This window comes from Microbacterium xylanilyticum (assembly GCF_054654695.1).
The window spans coordinates 3,255,130-3,272,908 of sequence record NZ_BAAIEN010000002.1 but is presented as its reverse complement, the minus strand read 5'-3'; the positions used below and the strand labels follow the sequence as shown (position 1 = coordinate 3,272,908).

Here is a 17,779-nt window from a genome sequence, read left to right as displayed (position 1 = left end):
GCGACGACGCTGCCGCACCGGCCGCGCAGCTCGCGGAGGAGGAGAGTGCGGACATGGCATCGACACCCGAGACCCCGACGGGGAACAGTGCGGACGCGGTGCGGCCGCTGCGAGACCGCGACGCGACGGCCGAGGCGGATCCCCGCGACGATCCCGCCGAGGCGGAGTGGGAGCGGACGGACGCGCAGGACGCCGGCGTCGGCGACGACGACCTGGATCCGGCCACGGCGACGGGAGCGGATCCCGACGAGATCCCTGCGCCGGATGACGATGTGCCGGCGGAGGATCAGCCGCGGAGCGGACTGCAGCCCGAGAGCCAGGGCGACGACCCGCTCATCGCCGAGCTCGGCGAAGACGGCGACGGGGACCTCGCGCCCGAGGACACGTGATCCCCGACGAGGGAGCCGAAGGCATCGGGCTCTCTCGCGCCGCACCACCGAAGCGCCACTTGGACGCGGTCTTCCGAGTGGCGCTTCGCCGCGCCCCGGGTCGTGTCGTTCGCGGCAGAATTTTCGCGTTCTCAGGCGATTCTTTTCCCTCGCATAGGATTTTCACGGTAAACGTGGGTCTTGTGCGTCCGACCGGCGCATGACATCCGCATCACCGCGGGAACCCCCGCGGTGATGCCTGGAGGGAGAATCAATGTCAGAGAAGAGCGCCCGCGCACGACGACGTGTCGCAGCGACGACATCGGCGTTCGTGCTCGCTGCGGCGGGGGTGGCGACGTTCGGGGCCGTCCCGGCTGTCGCCGCGTCGTCGAGCACCTCGTCCGATCCGGCCGGGACGACGGTCACGCGTTCCGCGGCCGAGGGGTCCGGATCCGCCGATCACTACATCAACTACGTCGCGCCCGACGTCGAGGGCATCACCGATGCGTCCGACGACGAAGCCGTCGCGGGAGCGGACGGCAGCAGCGTCCGCTCGGTGAGCGGCGCCGCCTTCGAGCGCGCCAAGGAGAACGACCAGAAGCACGCCCAGGGCAACCCCGTGGCGGCCCAGCAGCTGGCCGAGACCGAGGCGAAGGCGGTCAAGACCGGGAAGAGCCCCAAGAACCTCAAGAAGTCCAAGACCGCCCAGCAGGCGAAGCTGCTGACCATCCTGGTCGAGTTCGGCGGCACTGAGGACTTCTCCGACCTTCAGGTGCCCACCTCCTTCGGAGCGACCGACTGCAAGCCCGGCGACGTGCAGGGGCCGACCCTGCACAACAACATCCCGGATCCCGCCACGGCGGCGCAGCCCGACAACAACACCATGTGGGTGCCGGACTTCTCGAGCGACTTCTACAACAAGATGCTCTTCTCGAAGGAGGGTGTCACCGAGCGCGTGCGCACCGACCTGACGGGCCTGGACGGCAAGCCCGGGTTCGACATCTCCGGCAACACGATGAAGAACATGTACGAGGAGATGTCGCGCGGCGCGTACAGCCTCACCGGTGAGGCCACCGCGTGGGTCACCGTGCCGCACTCCGAGGCGTACTACGGCGCCACGGTCTGCCACATCAACCCGGAGACCGGCGCCTACGAGGCGGGCCCGATGCAGGACATGCAGGGCCATCCGGACAACCCCCTCGGCCCGGGCCAGCTGCCGATCGACGCCGTCGCGGCGCTCGCCCAGCAGAACCCGGACTTCCCGTGGGCGGACTACGACATCGAGGACCAGGGCGACCGCGACGGCGACGGCAACGTGAACGAGCCCGACGGGATCATCGACCACGTCGTGCTCGTGCACGCCGGTGAGGACAAGTCGGGCGGCGGCGGCAAGGAGGGCACCTACGCGATCTGGGCGCACTCGTCCGACGTCGCGGGCGGAGCCTCCATTCCCGGCACCGACTTCAAGATCCAGAACTACATCGTGCAGCCGGAGAACTCCGGCGTCGGCGTCTTCGCCCACGAGTACGGCCACGACCTGGGCCTGCCCGACCTGTACGACACGTCGAACGCCGGCAACTCCGACGTCGACTTCTGGGATCTGATGAGCTCGGGCTCGCACTCCGGCCCGATCTTCCAGTCGCAGCCGACCCACATGGGGATCTGGGACAAGTGGATCCTCGGCTGGGCCGACCCGAAGGTCGTGAACCCGGGCGACGCGAAGCAGACGATCAAGGTCGGTCAGACCTCGCGGCCCGCGAAGGGCACCGAGGACGGCATCAAGGTCAACCTGCCGGACAAGACGATCGTGCTCGCTGAGCCGCACAGCGGGTCGGAGATGTGGTACTCGAACTCCGACCAGAGCTGGGCGGACGCCACGCTCACCCGCACGATCGACAACGTTCCGGCGGGCGCGACCTTCTCGATGTGGAACAACTACGCCATCGAGGAGGACTGGGACTACGGCTTCGTGGAGGTCTCGGCCGACGGCGGCAGCACCTGGACCGAGCAGAAGGTCTACGACGAGACCGGCGCGCTGGTCTCCACGGACGACGGCTACAGCGACCCGAACGGCCGCATGAAGGACTTCGGCGGCAAGAAGTACGGGCTCACCGGATCCTCGGATGGCTGGCGCCACGACCACGTCGACCTGTCGGCGTACGCGGGGCAGAACATCCAGATCCGCCTGCGCCAGGCCACCGACGCGGCGTTCCAGGAGCGCGGCTGGTTCTCGGACGACTTCGCTCTGAGCGCCGGTGGCGCCGATGTCTGGACGGACGACGTCGAGAACGGCGACAACGGCTGGACCGCGGCGGACGGCACCTTCACCGACACCACCGGCGCCGGCTGGGCCCGCGACACCGGGACCCAGATCAAGGCGCAGTTCTACCTGGTGGAGTGGCGCAACTTCGACGGCTTCGACAACGGTCTGAAGTACGGCTACACCACGGTGTACAGCGCCGACGGCTGGAAGGTCGAGAAGGTCCCATACAACGCGCCGGGCGCGCTGATCTGGTACCGCGACACCACCTACGGGTCGGCGAACCACGTCGCCAACCAGGTCGCCGCGAACCAGACCAGCCTGCCGAGCTACGGCGCCAAGGGCGGGCTGCTGCTGGTGGACAGTCACTTCGACCCGCTGCGTCGCACCGGTGCGGAGGCTGCCCTGGACCCGTCGCTGCTGAAGAACGTCTCCAGCCGCGCGCAGTCGTCGAACGCCGCATTCGGCCTCACGCCGACCCTGCCGTTCAAGGACTGCCTGGTCGACGCGAACTACCAGAACGAGGCGTGCACCGACATCGCGGCCCAGGCCCCGGTGAGCACCTTCACCGACGACAAGGGCTGGGTGGCCGGCCTGGAGGTGCGTGACGGCAGGCTGTACAACCGCCTGCGCGACGCCTCGGTGGTCGTGCCGTCGGTCGGCAACGCGCCGTACAGCACGCGCGTCGTCAACCCGGACGGCACCCCGGCGACGGACCTGTACGGTCTGGATCTCGGATTCACCGTCCTCGGCACGGGCAACCCCGCCGACGCGGGCGTGGGCTACGGCACCGTCATCTCGGTGAAGAAGTCGATGCAGAACAACACGGCGGCCCTCATCGAGGTGACCGCACCCCGCAAGGGCTGAGTCCCTCGGGGGCGTACCCGCAACGGGACGACCCGCCGGCAGCGCCGGTCCTCGCCAGTCGAGGGCCGGCGCTGCGTCGTCCGGCGCGGATCACGCCGTGAGGGCGAGCTCCGCGTCCAGCAGCTCGAGCAGGAGGGAAGCGGACGCCGTGGGCGGGGTCCCTGTGATGGCGGACACGACCCACTGCGGGGTCGTCCTCGGCGGCAGTGACAGGGTCACCAGCCCCGCCGCCTGCGGCTTCGCGGCGATGTGCTGCGGGACGAGCGCGATCCCCAGCCCGCGGTGCACGAGGTCCAGCAGCGTGTGCACGTCGTTCACCGAGCAGCTCACGCGGCGCGCGACGCCGTTCGCCGCGCACGCGTCATCGTTCAGGGAGCGGATGGCCCACGAGTCCTGGAAGTCGACGAAGTCCGACTCGCGCAGGTCGGCCCAATCGACCCGCTCCCGCGCCGCGAGCGGGTGCTGCGGCGGACACAGCAGCACGATCCGGCGGCGCCCGAGCTCGTTGTGCTGGAGGCGTGAGAACCGTTCGTGTCCCGCCACGAAGGCCACGTCGAGGCTGCCGTCGCGCACCCGTGCCGCCAGGTCGTGCGAGCCCGCCTGAGTGAACTGGAGCTCGACGAGCGGGTAGCGCAGATGCACGCGCTCGAGCAGAGCGGACACGTCGACGAGGCCGAGGCACTGCTCCGCTCCGACGAACAGGCTTCCGGAGAACTGGTGCGTCGCGCGGACGACCGCGTCGCGTGCGGCGGCGGACTGGGCGAGCATCATCCGCGCGTGGGGGAGCAGCGCCAGCCCCGCCTCCGTCGGCGCAACGCGTCGCGTGGTGCGATGGAAGAGGGCGGTGCTGAGCTCCTCCTCGAGACTGCGGATCGCAGCGGACAGGCCCGACTGGGACACGTGGCAGGCGGCTGCGGCGCGCGTGAACTGCTGCTCATCCGCGAGGGCGACCAGGTACTCCATCTGTCGAAGGTCCATTCATCTGCCCGTCTTCTGAATGCCATGAGAACTAGTTGTTGGACTTCTAGTTTCCCGGTTCCTATCGTGAAGGTGCAAGAGCCGGAGCGCTCGCACCGGAGATCCATGTCGCCGAGCGCTCTTCACCACTGCGATGACGAGGAATCCTTCATGAGCGAGACATCGAGACCGGACACGTACCGCACCCTCGGAGCCGGCGGCGCCGTCGTGTTCGCGCAGGCCCTCGGGACGATGACGTTCGGCGCAGAAGCGGACGAGGCCACGTCCCACGACATCCTCGACGCCTACGTGGCGGCGGGAGGGAACTTCATCGATACGGCGGACGTCTACTCCGCCGGCGAGAGCGAGCGGATCATCGGGCGATGGCTCGCCGCGCATCCGACGGAGGCCGAGCAGATGGTCATCGCCACCAAGGGCCGGTTCCCGATGGGAGCCGGACCGAACGACCTCGGCACCTCTCGACGGCATCTGCGGAGAGCCCTGGACGACTCTCTGCGCCGACTCGGCGTCGAGCACATCGACCTCTACCAGCTGCACGCGTGGGATGCGGTCACGCCGCTCGAGGAGACTCTGCGTTTCCTCGACGACGCGATCGGCCAGGGCAAGATCGGGTACTACGGCTTCTCCAACTTCACCGGCTGGCAGCTCACCAAGGCGAGGATGCTGGCCGCGCAGCACGGATGGGCTCGCCCGGTGACGCTCCAGCCCCAGTACAGCCTGCTGGTGCGCGGCATCGAGCACGAGATCGTCCCCGCGGCGCTGGATGCGGGCATCGGACTGCTGCCCTGGTCGCCGCTCGGCGGGGGCTGGCTCAGCGGCAAGTACCGCAGGGATGTGCCTCCGACGGGGGCCACGCGCCTCGGCGAGAACCCGGAGCGGGGCATGGAGGCCTGGGAGCGCCGGAACGCGGACGAGCGCACGTGGCGGATCATCGACGCGGTCACGGCGGTGGCGGAGGCTCACCGGGCATCGCCCTCGCAGGTCGCGCTCGCCTGGCTGTCCGCGCAGCCCGCGGTCACCTCGGTGATCCTCGGAGCGCGGACGGTCGAGCAGCTGCGCGACAACCTGGGTGCGCTCGAGCTCGAGCTCAATGCGGGAGAGCTGGAGAGCCTCACCGCGGTCAGCAACCCGCCGGCGGACGACTACCCGTACGGCGCGCCGGGGCGGGCTCAGCGGCACCGGAACATCGGAGGGGGCAGGTGAGCCTGATGAGGATCGCGGTGACCGGCGGGTCGGGCAAGCTCGGCCGGACGGTGGTGCGCGTGCTCCGGGAGGAGGGGCACGACGTGCTCAATCTCGACCGGACCGGCGAACGGGGATCCGGGTTCGTGCAGGTCGATCTGACGGACTACGGACAGACCATCGATGCGCTGATGGGCGTCGACGAGCACTCCGCCGGCTTCGATGCGGTCGTGCACCTGGCGGCGGTGCCCGCTCCGGGGCTGCTGCCCGACGTCGCCACGTTCCACAACAACATGACGGCGACGTACAACGTCCTCCGTGCAGCCATCCGGGCCGGGGTCAGGACGATCGTCACCGCCTCCAGCGAGACCGTGCTGGGGCTTCCCTTCGACACGCCGCCGCCGTACATCCCTGTCGACGAGGACTGCACGAGTCCCGAGTCGAACTACTCGCTGTCGAAGCACCTCGAGGAGCAGCTGGCGATCCAGCTCGTGCGCTGGCATCCGGACGTCTCCATCCAGGCGCTGAGATTCTCCAACGTGATGGATCCGGAGGACTACGCCGCGTTCGCGTCCTTCGATTCCGACCCGCGGCTGCGCAAGTGGAACCTCTGGGGCTACGTCGATGCCCGCGATGGTGCACAGGCGGTGCTCAAGGCGATCCAGCGCGGGCGGCGCGAGCCCGGCTTCGAGCGGTACATCGTGGCGGCCGCCGACACCGTCATGTCGCGCCCCAACGCGCAGCTCGTGGCGGAGGTGTTCCCCGGCGTCGAGATCCGCGGCGACCTCGGGGTCAACGACACGCTCCTGTCCATCGAGAAGGCACGCCGCCTGCTGGGATACGAACCGGCTTACTCCTGGCGTTCGTGAGAATGATGCGGGCCGCCGCCGGGATGCGGTGACGCGCTCCGCTGCGCCGTGAGGATTCCGTGAGGAGCGCCGGTTCGCACGGGCACGGGCTCTAGGCTTCGTCTGTGAACAGCCAGGCAGCGATCGATCAGAAGGCTCCCGCCGCGACCCGCAGTCCCCTCCGGTTCGCCCTCGTGATCGGCGCCCTCGGGGTGGTGTTCGGCGACATCGGCACGAGCCCCATCTACACGCTGCAGACGGTGTTCGACCCGGGCGACCCGCATCCTGTGCCGCTCACGACGGAGAACCTGTTCGGCGTGGTCTCGCTCATCGTGTGGTCGGTGATCCTCATCGTGACCATCACGTACGTGTCGCTCGCGATGCGGATGGACAACGACGGCGAGGGCGGCATCATGGCCCTGCTCACGCTGCTGCGTCGCTGGGCGCCGAAGGGTCGCCGCACCCGCACGGTCGCCGTGCTGTCGGGTCTCGCCGTGCTGGGTGCAGCGCTGTTCCTCGGCGACAGCATGATCACGCCCGCCATCTCGGTGCTCTCCGCGATCGAGGGCTTGAAGACGATCGACCCGGGGTTCGCGGAATGGGTCGTGCCGATCACGGTCACGATCCTGCTGGTCCTCTTCCTCATCCAGAAGTTCGGCAGCTCCGTGGTCGGGCGTCTGTTCGGGCCCATCACCGCCTTGTGGTTCGTGGTGATCGCAGCCCTCGGCATCGGAGGGATCGCGCAGAACCCGCGGATCCTGCTGGCGCTGCTGCCGACCTACGCGATCGGCTTCATGGTCGGCCATTTCCACATCGCCTTCTTCGCGCTCGCGGCCGTGGTGCTGTCCTTCACCGGTGCCGAAGCCCTGTACGCCGACATGGGTCATTTCGGGCGCCGCCCGATCTCGCTCGGGTGGCTGTTCCTGGTCTTCCCCGCACTCGCCCTGACCTACATGGGTCAGGGAGCGCTCGTCCTCCAGGACAAGGCCAACGTCTCTGCGCCGTTCTTCCTGCTGGCGCCGGGATGGGCGAGGATCGGGCTGATCGTCCTGGCCACCGCAGCCACCGTCATCGCCTCGCAGGCGACGATCTCGGGAGCATTCTCGGTCGCAGCGCAGGCCTCGGGTCTCGGGTACCTGCCGCGGCTGCGCGTGACGCACACCTCCTCCGAGACGCACGGCCAGATCTACGTGCCGTGGATCAACTGGCTCCTGATGGTGTCGGTGATCACTCTGGTGTTCGCGTTCCGCAGCTCGGCGTCCCTCGCCTTCGCCTACGGCATGGCCGTGACCGGAACCATCACGATCACCACGATCCTGTTCTTCTACCTCGCGCGTCAGCGCTGGCGCCGGGTCCCGCTGTGGCTCCTCGTGGCGGGGGCCGCGGTGCTGCTGACCGTCGACCTGCTCTTCCTCGCGGTGAACCTGACCAAGTTCACGCACGGCGCCTGGCTGCCGCTCGCGATCGGCCTCGCCGCATTCACCGTGATGACGACGTGGCAGCGCGGGCGCGAGCTCATCACCGCGCGCCGCACCGAGGCGGAGGGCTCGCTCACCGACTTCGTGCGGAACCTGCGCACGCACCCGAAGCTCGTCGACCGCGTGCCCGGCACCGCGATCTTCCTCAACCCGGGCGGAACCACGACGCCGCTCGCCCTGCGCGCCAACGTGGAGCACAACCACGTGCGTCACGCCCGGGTGATCATCCTGTCCGTGGACATCCAGAACATCCCGCGGGTCCCGCAGTCGAAGCGCTGCACGGTCGACGATCTCGGGGATCCGACCGATGGGATCCTCTACATCTCCACGAGGTTCGGCTACGCCGAGAACCCGGACATCCCGCGTGCGCTGCGCACGATCCCCCCGCACAAGACCCAGGGCTGGCTGGATCTCGACAACGCCACGTACTTCCTGTCGAAGATCGAACTGCGCGAGGGCCGCAGGGGCGGCATGGCGCGGTGGCGGAAGCGCCTGTTCCTCGCGGCGTCGCACATCACCACCGACGCGAGCGACCACTTCGCGCTGCCGCGCGACCGGGTCATCGTGATGGGGTCCCAGATCGAGCTGTGAGCCGGGCGCCGCGGGGCGGCGGTCAGATCACGGCGAGCGCGTCGATCTCGACGAGCATCTCCTCGCGGGGAAGGCCCGTGAAGACCGTGGTGCGGGAGGGCAGCACGCCGCTCGGGGTGTACGCCGCGACGAACGCGCCGTAGGCCTCGTTCATGGCGGCGAAGTCCTCGCGCTTCGTCAGGTACACGCGCAGCATCACGATGTCGTCGAAGGCCGCCCCCGCCGCCTCGACGATCGCCCGCACGTTCTCGAGGGTGCGGACGGTCTGCGCAGCCACGTCGCCGGGGTGCAGGTACGCGCCCGTCTTCGGATCCACGGGCCCCTGGCCGGACACCTGCACGATCGGACCCTTGCGCACACCCTGCGAGAACACGTGCGCCGGGGCGGGGGCGTCGGCGGTGAGAACGCGGGTCTTCTGCGTCATGGTCGTTCCTCTCGGTCGGCGGTGCTTCTCGGTGGAGCCTCTCGGGCGAGCTTCTCGGCGCGCGAGGCGCTCACGGCGATCGCGTGACATCGTACGCGACCCGTCAGCGGGGCCGGAGCGCCATCATGGAGGGGTGCAGACGTCATCGAGTGCCGCCCGCCCGCTGTCCGTGCGGGACAAGTCCTTCCCGCCGTCCGCGCACGGCCGCACGCCGGAGGAGTTCCTCGCCACGGCCCCGAGGCGCTCCGACTTCGCCACGCCGCTGCTCACGCTCGACGCCGGCGCGATGGTCCACAACGTCGCGCGGATGGCCGACTGGGCGCAGCACGCCGGGGTGCTGCTCGCGCCGCACGGCAAGACCACGATGGCCCCGGCGCTGTGGCAGCAGCTGCTCGACGACCGGCCCCGGGGCGCGGGTGCCTGGGGGCTGACGCTCGCCACCGCCTGGCAGGCGCAGGTCGGGCGCGCGTTCGGCGTGCGCCGCATCCTCATCGCGAACGAGGTGGTGGATCCGGTCGGTCTGCGCTGGATCGCCGGCGAGCTGGCGGCGCACCCCGAGGCGGAGATCCTCAGCTGGGCGGACGGCGTGGACGTCGTGCGCGCCGTGGAGGCGGGCCTCGGCGGGCCGGTGGCCCGGCCGCTCCGGGTGATGGTCGAGCTCGGCGGTGCCGGCGGCCGCACCGGCGCACGCGATCGCGGGGCGGCGCTCGCGGTCGCCGGGGCCGTCGCCGCGTCGCCCGTGCTGCAGCTCGCGGGCGTCGGCGGCTACGAGGGCGCTCTGGCGCATGACGCGGGCGCCGAGGCGATCGCCCGGGTCGACGGCTATCTCGGCGAGCTCGCGGCCGTGCACCGTGCGATCGCCGAGGCGGGCCTGTATCCCGAGGGTGCCCGCCCCGTGGTGACGGCGGGCGGCAGCGCGTACTTCGACCGCGTGGGCGCCGTGCTGCCGGCGCTGTGCCCGGACGCCGACGTCGTGGTGCGCTCCGGCGCGTTCCAGATCCACGACGACGGCTTCTACGCGGGCATCAGCCCGATGGGGCGCACGATCGGCGACGTGCCGTTCCGCTCGGCGATGCACGTCTGGGCGCGGGTCCTGTCCCGGCCGGAACCGGGGCTCGCGCTGCTCGACTGCGGGCGCCGCGACGCCTCGTTCGACGAGGGGCTGCCCGTCGCACAGCGCGTCGCGGGCCGCGCCGGAGACGACGTGGTGCTCGCGGGCAGCCGGGTCACGGCGCTCAACGACCAGCACCTGTTCCTGCGGCTCGCCGACGAGGTCGTCGCCTCCGGAGCGGCCGCCCGGCTGGCGGTGGGCGACGTGGTGCGGCTCGGCCTGTCGCACCCGTGCACGGTGCTCGACAAGTGGCGCCTGATCCCCGTGGTCGCCGACGCCGACGCGCCCGACCCGGTCGTCGTGGACCTCGTCGAGACCATCTTCTGAGCGCCCTCTTCGCCCGCCGTCGCGGTGCGCCCCGCCAGGCTCCGGTGCCCGGATGACGCCTCGCGCGGCACGGATCCGGCCGTCGCACGAGGCGGCCCGGGCGCGACGGCGAGACCTGTCGGCGACGGCCGGCGCCTGTGGTGCGTCCCCCATAATGAGCTTGAATCGATGAGCTCGACCGACTTGCGGAGCGGAGGTGCGCGTGGCTGTGGACGGTGAGCCGCCTCGCGCCCTGAACATCCGCGACGTGGCGCGCGAGGCCGGCGTCTCGTATCAGACCGTGTCGCGGGTGCTGAACGGCAGCGACCGGATCCGTGAGGCGACCCGCGAGCACGTGCAGTCGGTGATCGACCGGCTCGGCTACCGCCCCAACCCCGTCGCACGGGCGCTGTCGACGAATCGCTCGCGCACGATCGGCGTGCTCACGGCGCAGAGCGCGCTGTACGGCCCCGCCACGGCGATCACCGCGATCGAGTTCGCGGCGCGCGACGCGGGCTACCGGCTGTCCATCGCGAACCTGCGCTCGAGCGACCCGACGGCCGTGCGCGCGAGCATCGACGATCTGCTCAGCCACGCCGTCGAGGCCATCATCGTGATCGCGCCGCAGCAGCAGGTGCTCACCGAGGTCGGCGACATGAGCGTGGACGTGCCCATCGTGGCGCTCGGCCCGAGCGGGGAGCGGCACTCGATGGCGATGGATCAGATCGCGGGCGCCCGGGCCGCGGTGGGGCACCTCGCCGAGCTCGGGCACGAGTTCATCGTGCACCTTGCGGGCCCGCAGGACTGGACCGAGGCCGAGGCCCGCATGGTCGGCTATCTGCGCGAGCTCGACGCCCGGGACCTGCGCGTGCGTGCGCCGCTGCTGGGGGACTGGACGGCGCAGTTCGGCTACGAGGCGGGGCTGAGCCTGCTGCGCATGCCCGACTTCACCGCGGTCTTCGCGGGGAACGACTCCATGGCCCTCGGCTTCCTGCACGCCTGCCGGGAGCTCGGCGTGCGCGTGCCGGAGGACATCAGCGTGGTCGGCTTCGACGACATCCCCGACGCCGCGCACTTCTTCCCTCCGCTCACCACCGTGCGTCAGGACTTCGAGGAGCTCGGGCGTCGCACGATCCGCATGCTGCTCGCCCAGCTGAACGGCGAGGAGCTGCCGCAGGAACCCCTGATCCCGCAGCTGATCGTGCGCTCGTCGACGACCGCTCCTCGTTCTCTCTGACGGCTTCGCGGCCACGACCGGAACCGCCGGCGACGAGGCGGGGACGCGTCCATCTTCGATCCGGCTCTTGACAAATGTGACCGGTTCGCCAGAAGATCGCTCGTGCGGGTGTGATCGGTCACAGCCGCGGGCGACGAAGAGGTCGGAATCCGATCCTCCTCGTCACCGAGCAGGAGGTCGGCGGCCATCGGCCTCCCGCGAACAGCACCACGAACCGGCGGGCGCAGCGATGCGCGCGCCACCCTCACCCGCGCCCCGCGTCCTCGGGGCGGGGGCCCGGAACGGGCGACCCGATCGTGCCATCGGCGCGCCCGCTGCTGTCCTGAGCGCGCCATGGCGGCGCGTTCGACGAAAGGAATCACATGAAGTTCTCCCGACTGGCTCTCGGCGCTGCTGCCGTGGCCCTCGCCCTGACCGTGACCGCGTGCGCGGGCACCCGCGGAGGCGGATCCTCGACCGCCGAGCCCGGCGCGAACAAGGGCGCGCTCGTCGGCGTCGCCATGCCGACGAAGACCTCCACCCGCTGGATCCACGACGGCGACGCCGTCAAGGCGGGGCTCGAGAAGCTCGGCTACAAGGTCGACCTCGAGTACGCCGACGACGACATCCCCACCCAGGTGCAGCAGATCTCCAACATGCTCACCAAGGGCGCCAAGGTGCTCGTCATCGCCTCGGTGGACGGGACGGCGCTGTCCAGCCAGCTCGACCAGGCCGCGTCCAAGGGCGTCAAGGTCATCGCCTACGACCGGCTCATCAACGGCAACAAGAACGTCGACTACTACACGACGTTCGACAACTACAAGGTCGGCGTGCAGCAGGCCACCAGCCTCCTGGAGGGCCTGGGCGTGCTGGACAAGAGCGGCAAGGACACCGGCGCCGCGGGCCCGTTCAACATCGAGCTGTTCGCCGGCAGCCCCGACGACAACAACGCCACGTTCTTCTTCAACGGCGCGATGGACACCCTCAAGCCCTACCTCGACAAGGGCGTGCTGAAGGTCGGCAGCGGCCAGACCGGCTTCACCCAGGTCGCCACGCAGGGCTGGCAGGCCGACGTCGCGAAGAAGCGCATGCAGGACCTCATCGCCTCGACGTACTCGAATGGGCAGACCGTGAACGGCGTGCTCTCGCCCTACGACGGCCTCTCGATCGGCATCATCTCGGCCCTCACCGGCGCCGGCTACGCCACCGACAAGCTCCCGATCATCACCGGCCAGGACGCGGAGATCCCGTCGGTGAAGTCGATCATCGCGGGACAGCAGTACTCGACCATCTACAAGGACACCCGCAAGCTCGCGGGCGAGGCCGTGAAGATGACGGACGACCTGCTCAACGGCAAGAAGCCCGAGGTCAACGACACCAAGTCCTACGACAACAAGACCAAGGTCGTGCCGACGTTCCTGTTCCAGCCCGTGGTCGTCACGAAGGACAACTACAAGGAAGCCGTCATCGACACCGGCTACTACACCGAGGACCAGCTCAAGTAAGGCACTCCCTCGACACAGGGTGGCTGCGGACGCTCCCGCAGCCACCCTCCTCTGACGAAAGGAGAGCGAGATGAGCGACAACATCCTCGAGATGCGCGGGATCACCAAGACGTTCCCGGGCGTGAAGGCCCTGCAGGACGTGTCGATCACCGTGCAGCGCGGCCATGTCCATGCGATCTGCGGCGAGAACGGGGCCGGCAAGTCCACGCTGATGAAGGTGCTCTCGGGCGTCTACCCGCACGGATCCTATGACGGAGAGATCCTGCTGGACGGCGAGCCGGTCGCGTTCAAGAGCATCAACGAGTCCGAGCATGCCGGAATCGTGATCATCCATCAGGAGCTGGCGCTGAGCCCGTACCTGTCGATCGCGGAGAACATCTTCCTCGGCAACGAGCGCCAGTCCCGCGGCTGGATCGACTGGAACACCACGAACCAGGAGGCGGCGCGGCTGCTGCGCAGCGTCGGGCTCGACGAGAACCCCGCGACGAAGATCGCAGACATCGGCGTGGGCAAGCAGCAGCTGGTGGAGATCGCGAAGGCGCTCTCCAAGAGCGTGCGGCTGCTGATCCTGGACGAGCCCACCGCGGCGCTCAACGACGACGACTCGGCGCACATGCTCGAGCTCATCCGGAGCCTGCGCGACGAGGGCATCACCTCGATCATCATCAGCCACAAGCTCAACGAGATCCGCGCGATCGCCGACGAGGTGACCGTCATCCGCGACGGCCGCAACATCGAGACCCTCGAGATGCGCACGGACGACGTCAGCGAGGATCGGATCATCCGCGGCATGGTCGGCCGCGACCTGGCCAGCCGGTTCCCCGACCGCACGCCCAAGATCGGCGGCGAGCTGCTGCGGATCGAGGACTGGACGGTGCACCATCCCCTCGACCACGAGCGCAAGGTCGTGGACGGCGCGAACCTCTTCGTGCGCGAGGGGGAGATCGTCGGCATCGCGGGGATCATGGGCGCGGGGCGCACCGAGCTCGCGATGAGCGTGTTCGGGCGCAGCTACGGCGTGAACATCTCCGGCCGGGTCTACAAGCGCGGATCCGAGATCTCCACGAAGACCGTCTCGGAGGCGATCGACCACGGCCTGGCGTATGCCACGGAGGACCGCAAGCGGTACGGGCTGAACCTCATCGACGACGTCGAGCGGAACATCACCGTCGCGGCCCTCGACCGGATCGCCAAGATCGGCTGGGTCAACGAGAGCCGGGAGCGGATCGTCGCCGAGTCGTACCGGAAGAGCATGAACATCAAGACCAGCTCGGTCGAGGCGATCGTCGGCAAGCTCTCCGGCGGCAACCAGCAGAAGGTCGTGCTGTCGAAGTGGATGAACACGTCCCCCGACGTGCTCATCCTCGACGAGCCCACGCGCGGCATCGACGTGGGGGCGAAGTACGAGATCTACGGGATCATCAACCGGCTCGCGAGCGAGGGCAAGGGCGTCATCGTCATCTCCAGCGAGCTTCCCGAGCTGATCGGTCTCTGCGACCGCATCTACACCCTGGCCGAGGGGCGCATCACCGCGGACGTTCCGCGAGCGGAGGCGACGGCCGAGAACCTCATGCGTTACATGACCCAGGAGAAGGAGGTGGGCTCCGCATGAGCGGCTCATCCATCACCCCGACGACGAGCTCGATGCGCGGCGCGCTCGAGTTCCTCACCAGCCAGCTGCGTCAGATCGGGCTGTTCATCGCGCTCATCGTGATCGTGATCTTCTTCCAGATCACGACCGGCGGGATCACGCTCGCCCCGATCAACGTGTCGAACCTGATCATCCAGAACAGCTACATCCTGATCCTCGCGATCGGCATGGTCATGGTGATCATCGCCGGCCACATCGACCTGTCGGTCGGATCCGTGGTGGCGTTCATCGGCGCGGCCGCGGGCGTGCTGATCACCAAGATGGGCGTGCCCTGGCCGGTCGCCGTCGTGCTGTGCCTCGTGCTGGGCGCGCTGATCGGCGCGTGGCAGGGCTTCTGGATCGCGTACTTCAAGATTCCGGCGTTCATCGTCACGCTCGCGGGCATGCTCACCTTCCGCGGCCTCACCGAGATCACCCTGCAGAACACGGCGATCTCGCCGTTCCCCGACGGCTTCCGGGCCATCGGCGCGGGGTTCCTCCCCGACCTGGGGGGCGGGCAGACGGTCGTCGAGCCGCTCACGGTCATCCTCGCGGTGCTCGTCGTGCTCGGGATGATCGGTTTCGGGATCCGCGGGCGCATGACCCGCCGGAAGTTCGCCGTCGAGGATGAGCCGCTGTGGTGGTTCATCGCGAAGCTCGCGTTCACGAGCCTGCTGATCGCCCTCGTCGCCTACCTGCTCGCCAGTTACAACGGCACCCCGATCGCGCTCGTGATCCTCGGCGTGCTGACCGTCGTGTACTCGGCGATCATGGCCCGCAGCGTCTGGGGCCGGCACGTCTACGCGATCGGCGGCAACCCGCTCGCGGCGAGCCTGTCCGGGGTGAAGACGCAGCGGGTGACCTTCACGCTGTTCGTCAACATGGGTGTGCTGTCCGCGCTCGCGGGGCTCGTGTTCACGTCGCAGCTGAACCTCGCCAGCCCCCGCAACGGCGACGGGTTCGAGCTCGACGCGATCGCGGCCGTGTTCATCGGCGGTGCGGCGGTCACCGGCGGCATCGGCAAGATCACCGGTGCGATCATCGGCGGTCTGATCATCGGCATCCTGAACAACGGCATGTCGATCCTCGGTGTCGGCACCGAGTTCCAGGCGCTCATCAAGGGCCTGGTGCTGCTCGCCGCCGTCGCGTTCGACGTGTTCAACAAGCGTCGCTCCGGCCGCTGAGCCAAGCGCCACGGGAGCCCCGGTCGCACGCTGCGGCCGGGGCTTCGCGTCTGCGCATCTCGAACCGTTTCGGCTGATCCGCGACGGATCCCGAGGCCCTTCGGACGATTGGTTCCGGAATCGCCCGCGAAAGCGCGAAACTCTCAGCGGGTGCATAGCTTCCCGGAACAGCCGCGAAATCGAGATCTGATCCGCTAGGTGCACGGATGCCGGGGGTGCTAACGTCCCTCTGTCATCCCCCACACCCGACGATGAGACAGGGGACATAGAGTGACCCGGAATCCACTCGAGACGGACACGTCTCTGCAGCGTGCGATCGACTACCAGGAGCACGCACTGCAGGCCGGCGGAGTGTCCAAGGCCGGTTCGGCGCTGATGGCCGTCGCGGGCAGCGCGCCCGCCTACTCCATCGCGGCCAGCACGGCCCTTCTGATCGGAGCCGCCGGCGTCGGCGCTCCGGCCGCACTGCTCTGGTGCGGCATCCCGATGCTCGGCATCGCCTTCGCCTTCGGCTACCTCGCCAGGGTCGACACGCACGCGGGCGCGTCGTTCTCCTGGGTGGCACGCGGGCTCCACCCGATCCTCGGCTTCCTCGCCGGCTGGGCGGTCGTGATCTCGGCGACCATCTTCATGGTGGCGGGAGCCCTCCCGGCCGGCCAGATGACGGTCGCGCTGTTCGCCGGCGACAAGGTCGCGAACGAGAACACGCTGCTCGTGACGCTCGTGGGAGCCCTGTGGTTCCTGGTGATGGCGGCCGCGGTGATCTTCGGCGTGCACACCACGGAGCGCGCGCAGTGGATCATGTCGGTCATCGAGGTCGGGATCCTCGTGGTGTTCGCGGCCATCGCGATCCCGCGCGCGATCACGACCTACCACCACGGCGAGACCTTCTCCTGGGACTGGTTCGGCTTCGGCCACCTCACCGGCGCGGGCGTCTTCGTCGCCGCGGCCCTGATCGCGGCCTTCTACTACTGGGGCTGGGACGTCACGGCCAACCTCGGCGAGGAGACCAAGAACGCCCACAAGACCACGGGACTCGCGGGCATCATCGGCATCGTCATCGTGTTCATCCTGTTCGAGATCTACACGACCACGACCCTGGTGATGCTCCCCGGCAAGACCATCGAGGAGAACAGCGGCAACGTGCTGAGCGTCCTGGGCGACGCCATCATGCCCGGCATCGGCGGCAAGATCCTCATCGTCGCCGTGGCGTTGTCCACGATCGCGACCCTGGAGACCACGCTCGTGCAGGTGAGCCGCACCCTGTTCGCGATGGGACGCGACCGCACCATCCCGTTCGCGTTCGGCAAGATCAACCGCAAGTGGAAGACGCCCGTCTTCGCGACCCTCGTCGTCGTGGGCGTCTCGCTCCTGCTGTTCGTGCTGGCGAACGTCTTCGGTGACAGCGTGGGCCAGATCCTCGGCTGGGCGATCTCGTCGATCGGCCTGCAGATCGCGTTCTACTACTCGCTCGCGGGATTCGCGCTGATCATCGGCTTCCGGAAGGTGATCTTCCGCTCGGTGAAGAACTTCCTGCTGATCGGCCTCTGGCCGTTCGTGGGAGCCGTGTTCATGCTGTACATCTTCTTCGCCGCGATCCCGAACAACGAGCCGGTCGTGAACATCCTCGGCCTCGGCCTCATCGCGATCGGGGTCATCCCGCTCGCGCTGTTCTACCGCAAGGCGAAGGATGCCTACTTCTCGCGGCGCCCGCTCGAGGTGCCCGAGGACTTCTCCGCCTGAGGCCGGACGGGATCGGGACCGGGGGGGCCGCGTGCCCGCCCCGGTCCTGTCGTCTGCGCGGCGGTGGTCCCGCGCCGAGGGCGGGCGG

13 protein-coding genes are annotated in these 17,779 nt (G+C 69.1%); 11 read left to right on the top strand and 2 right to left on the bottom strand.

Going from position 1 to position 17,779, the window contains the following annotated elements; genetic code table 11:
• Positions 1 to 53: 53 nt before the first annotated feature.
• Both ACYQ1L_RS16410 and ACYQ1L_RS16405 read left to right on the top strand, forming a co-directional pair.
• Positions 54 to 389, top strand: coding sequence for a sugar ABC transporter ATPase (locus ACYQ1L_RS16410; RefSeq protein ID WP_460005095.1), 336 nt, complete (start codon positions 54 to 56; stop codon positions 387 to 389).
• 253 nt (positions 390 to 642) lie between these two features.
• A complete protein-coding gene (locus ACYQ1L_RS16405; protein ID WP_460005094.1) occupies positions 643 to 3,495 on the top strand; it encodes an immune inhibitor A domain-containing protein in 2,853 nt (950 codons plus the stop codon).
• 90 nt (positions 3,496 to 3,585) lie between these two features.
• On the opposite strand, the gene ACYQ1L_RS16400 is transcribed toward ACYQ1L_RS16405, so the two are convergent.
• Positions 3,586 to 4,473 carry a LysR family transcriptional regulator gene (locus ACYQ1L_RS16400; protein ID WP_460005093.1) on the bottom strand — a complete coding sequence of 296 codons (888 nt, stop codon included), beginning with the start codon at positions 4,471 to 4,473 and terminating at the stop codon, positions 3,586 to 3,588.
• Between the two features lie 150 nt (positions 4,474 to 4,623).
• On the opposite strand from ACYQ1L_RS16400, the gene ACYQ1L_RS16395 reads away from it, so the two are divergent.
• From ACYQ1L_RS16395 to ACYQ1L_RS16385, 3 genes are all read left to right on the top strand, one after another.
• Entirely contained in the window at positions 4,624 to 5,676 is a 1,053-nt protein-coding gene (locus tag ACYQ1L_RS16395) for an aldo/keto reductase (protein ID WP_460005092.1), read from the top strand.
• Between the two features lie 5 nt (positions 5,677 to 5,681).
• Positions 5,682 to 6,524, top strand: coding sequence for an NAD-dependent epimerase/dehydratase family protein (locus ACYQ1L_RS16390; RefSeq protein ID WP_460005091.1), 843 nt, complete (start codon positions 5,682 to 5,684; stop codon positions 6,522 to 6,524).
• Positions 6,525 to 6,628: 104 nt separating this feature from the next.
• Positions 6,629 to 8,572 (top strand): potassium transporter Kup, encoded by a 1,944-nt coding sequence (locus ACYQ1L_RS16385; RefSeq protein WP_460005090.1) that lies wholly within the window; start codon positions 6,629 to 6,631, stop codon positions 8,570 to 8,572.
• A 22-nt stretch (positions 8,573 to 8,594) separates the two neighbouring features.
• Here ACYQ1L_RS16385 and ACYQ1L_RS16380 read toward each other — a convergent pair whose 3' ends face one another.
• Positions 8,595 to 8,996 (bottom strand): RidA family protein, encoded by a 402-nt coding sequence (locus ACYQ1L_RS16380; RefSeq protein WP_460005089.1) that lies wholly within the window; start codon positions 8,994 to 8,996, stop codon positions 8,595 to 8,597.
• Positions 8,997 to 9,129: 133 nt separating this feature from the next.
• Between ACYQ1L_RS16380 and ACYQ1L_RS16375 the strand changes: the two genes are divergently transcribed.
• The 6 genes from ACYQ1L_RS16375 to ACYQ1L_RS16350 all read left to right on the top strand — a co-directional run bounded on the left by ACYQ1L_RS16375 (position 9,130) and on the right by ACYQ1L_RS16350 (position 17,691).
• A complete protein-coding gene (locus ACYQ1L_RS16375) occupies positions 9,130 to 10,434 on the top strand; it encodes a type III PLP-dependent enzyme domain-containing protein (protein ID WP_460005088.1) in 1,305 nt (434 codons plus the stop codon).
• A gap of 202 nt (positions 10,435 to 10,636) precedes the next feature.
• Positions 10,637 to 11,650, top strand: a complete 1,014-nt coding sequence (locus ACYQ1L_RS16370; RefSeq protein WP_460005087.1) for a LacI family DNA-binding transcriptional regulator — start codon at positions 10,637 to 10,639, stop codon at positions 11,648 to 11,650.
• 362 nt (positions 11,651 to 12,012) lie between these two features.
• Complete coding sequence (chvE, locus tag ACYQ1L_RS16365) at positions 12,013 to 13,134, top strand: multiple monosaccharide ABC transporter substrate-binding protein (protein WP_460005086.1); 1,122 nt, start codon at positions 12,013 to 12,015, stop codon at positions 13,132 to 13,134.
• Between the two features lie 70 nt (positions 13,135 to 13,204).
• On the top strand, positions 13,205 to 14,746 hold the full coding sequence (gene mmsA / locus ACYQ1L_RS16360) for a multiple monosaccharide ABC transporter ATP-binding protein (protein ID WP_460005085.1): 1,542 nt from the start codon (positions 13,205 to 13,207) through the stop codon (positions 14,744 to 14,746).
• On the top strand, positions 14,743 to 15,948 hold the full coding sequence (gene mmsB / locus ACYQ1L_RS16355; protein WP_460005084.1) for a multiple monosaccharide ABC transporter permease: 1,206 nt from the start codon (positions 14,743 to 14,745) through the stop codon (positions 15,946 to 15,948). Before mmsA ends, mmsB begins: the two co-directional genes overlap by 4 nt.
• Positions 15,949 to 16,218: 270 nt before the next feature.
• Positions 16,219 to 17,691, top strand: a complete 1,473-nt coding sequence (locus tag ACYQ1L_RS16350; RefSeq protein WP_460005083.1) for an APC family permease — start codon at positions 16,219 to 16,221, stop codon at positions 17,689 to 17,691.
• The last annotated feature ends 88 nt before the right edge of the window (positions 17,692 to 17,779 follow it).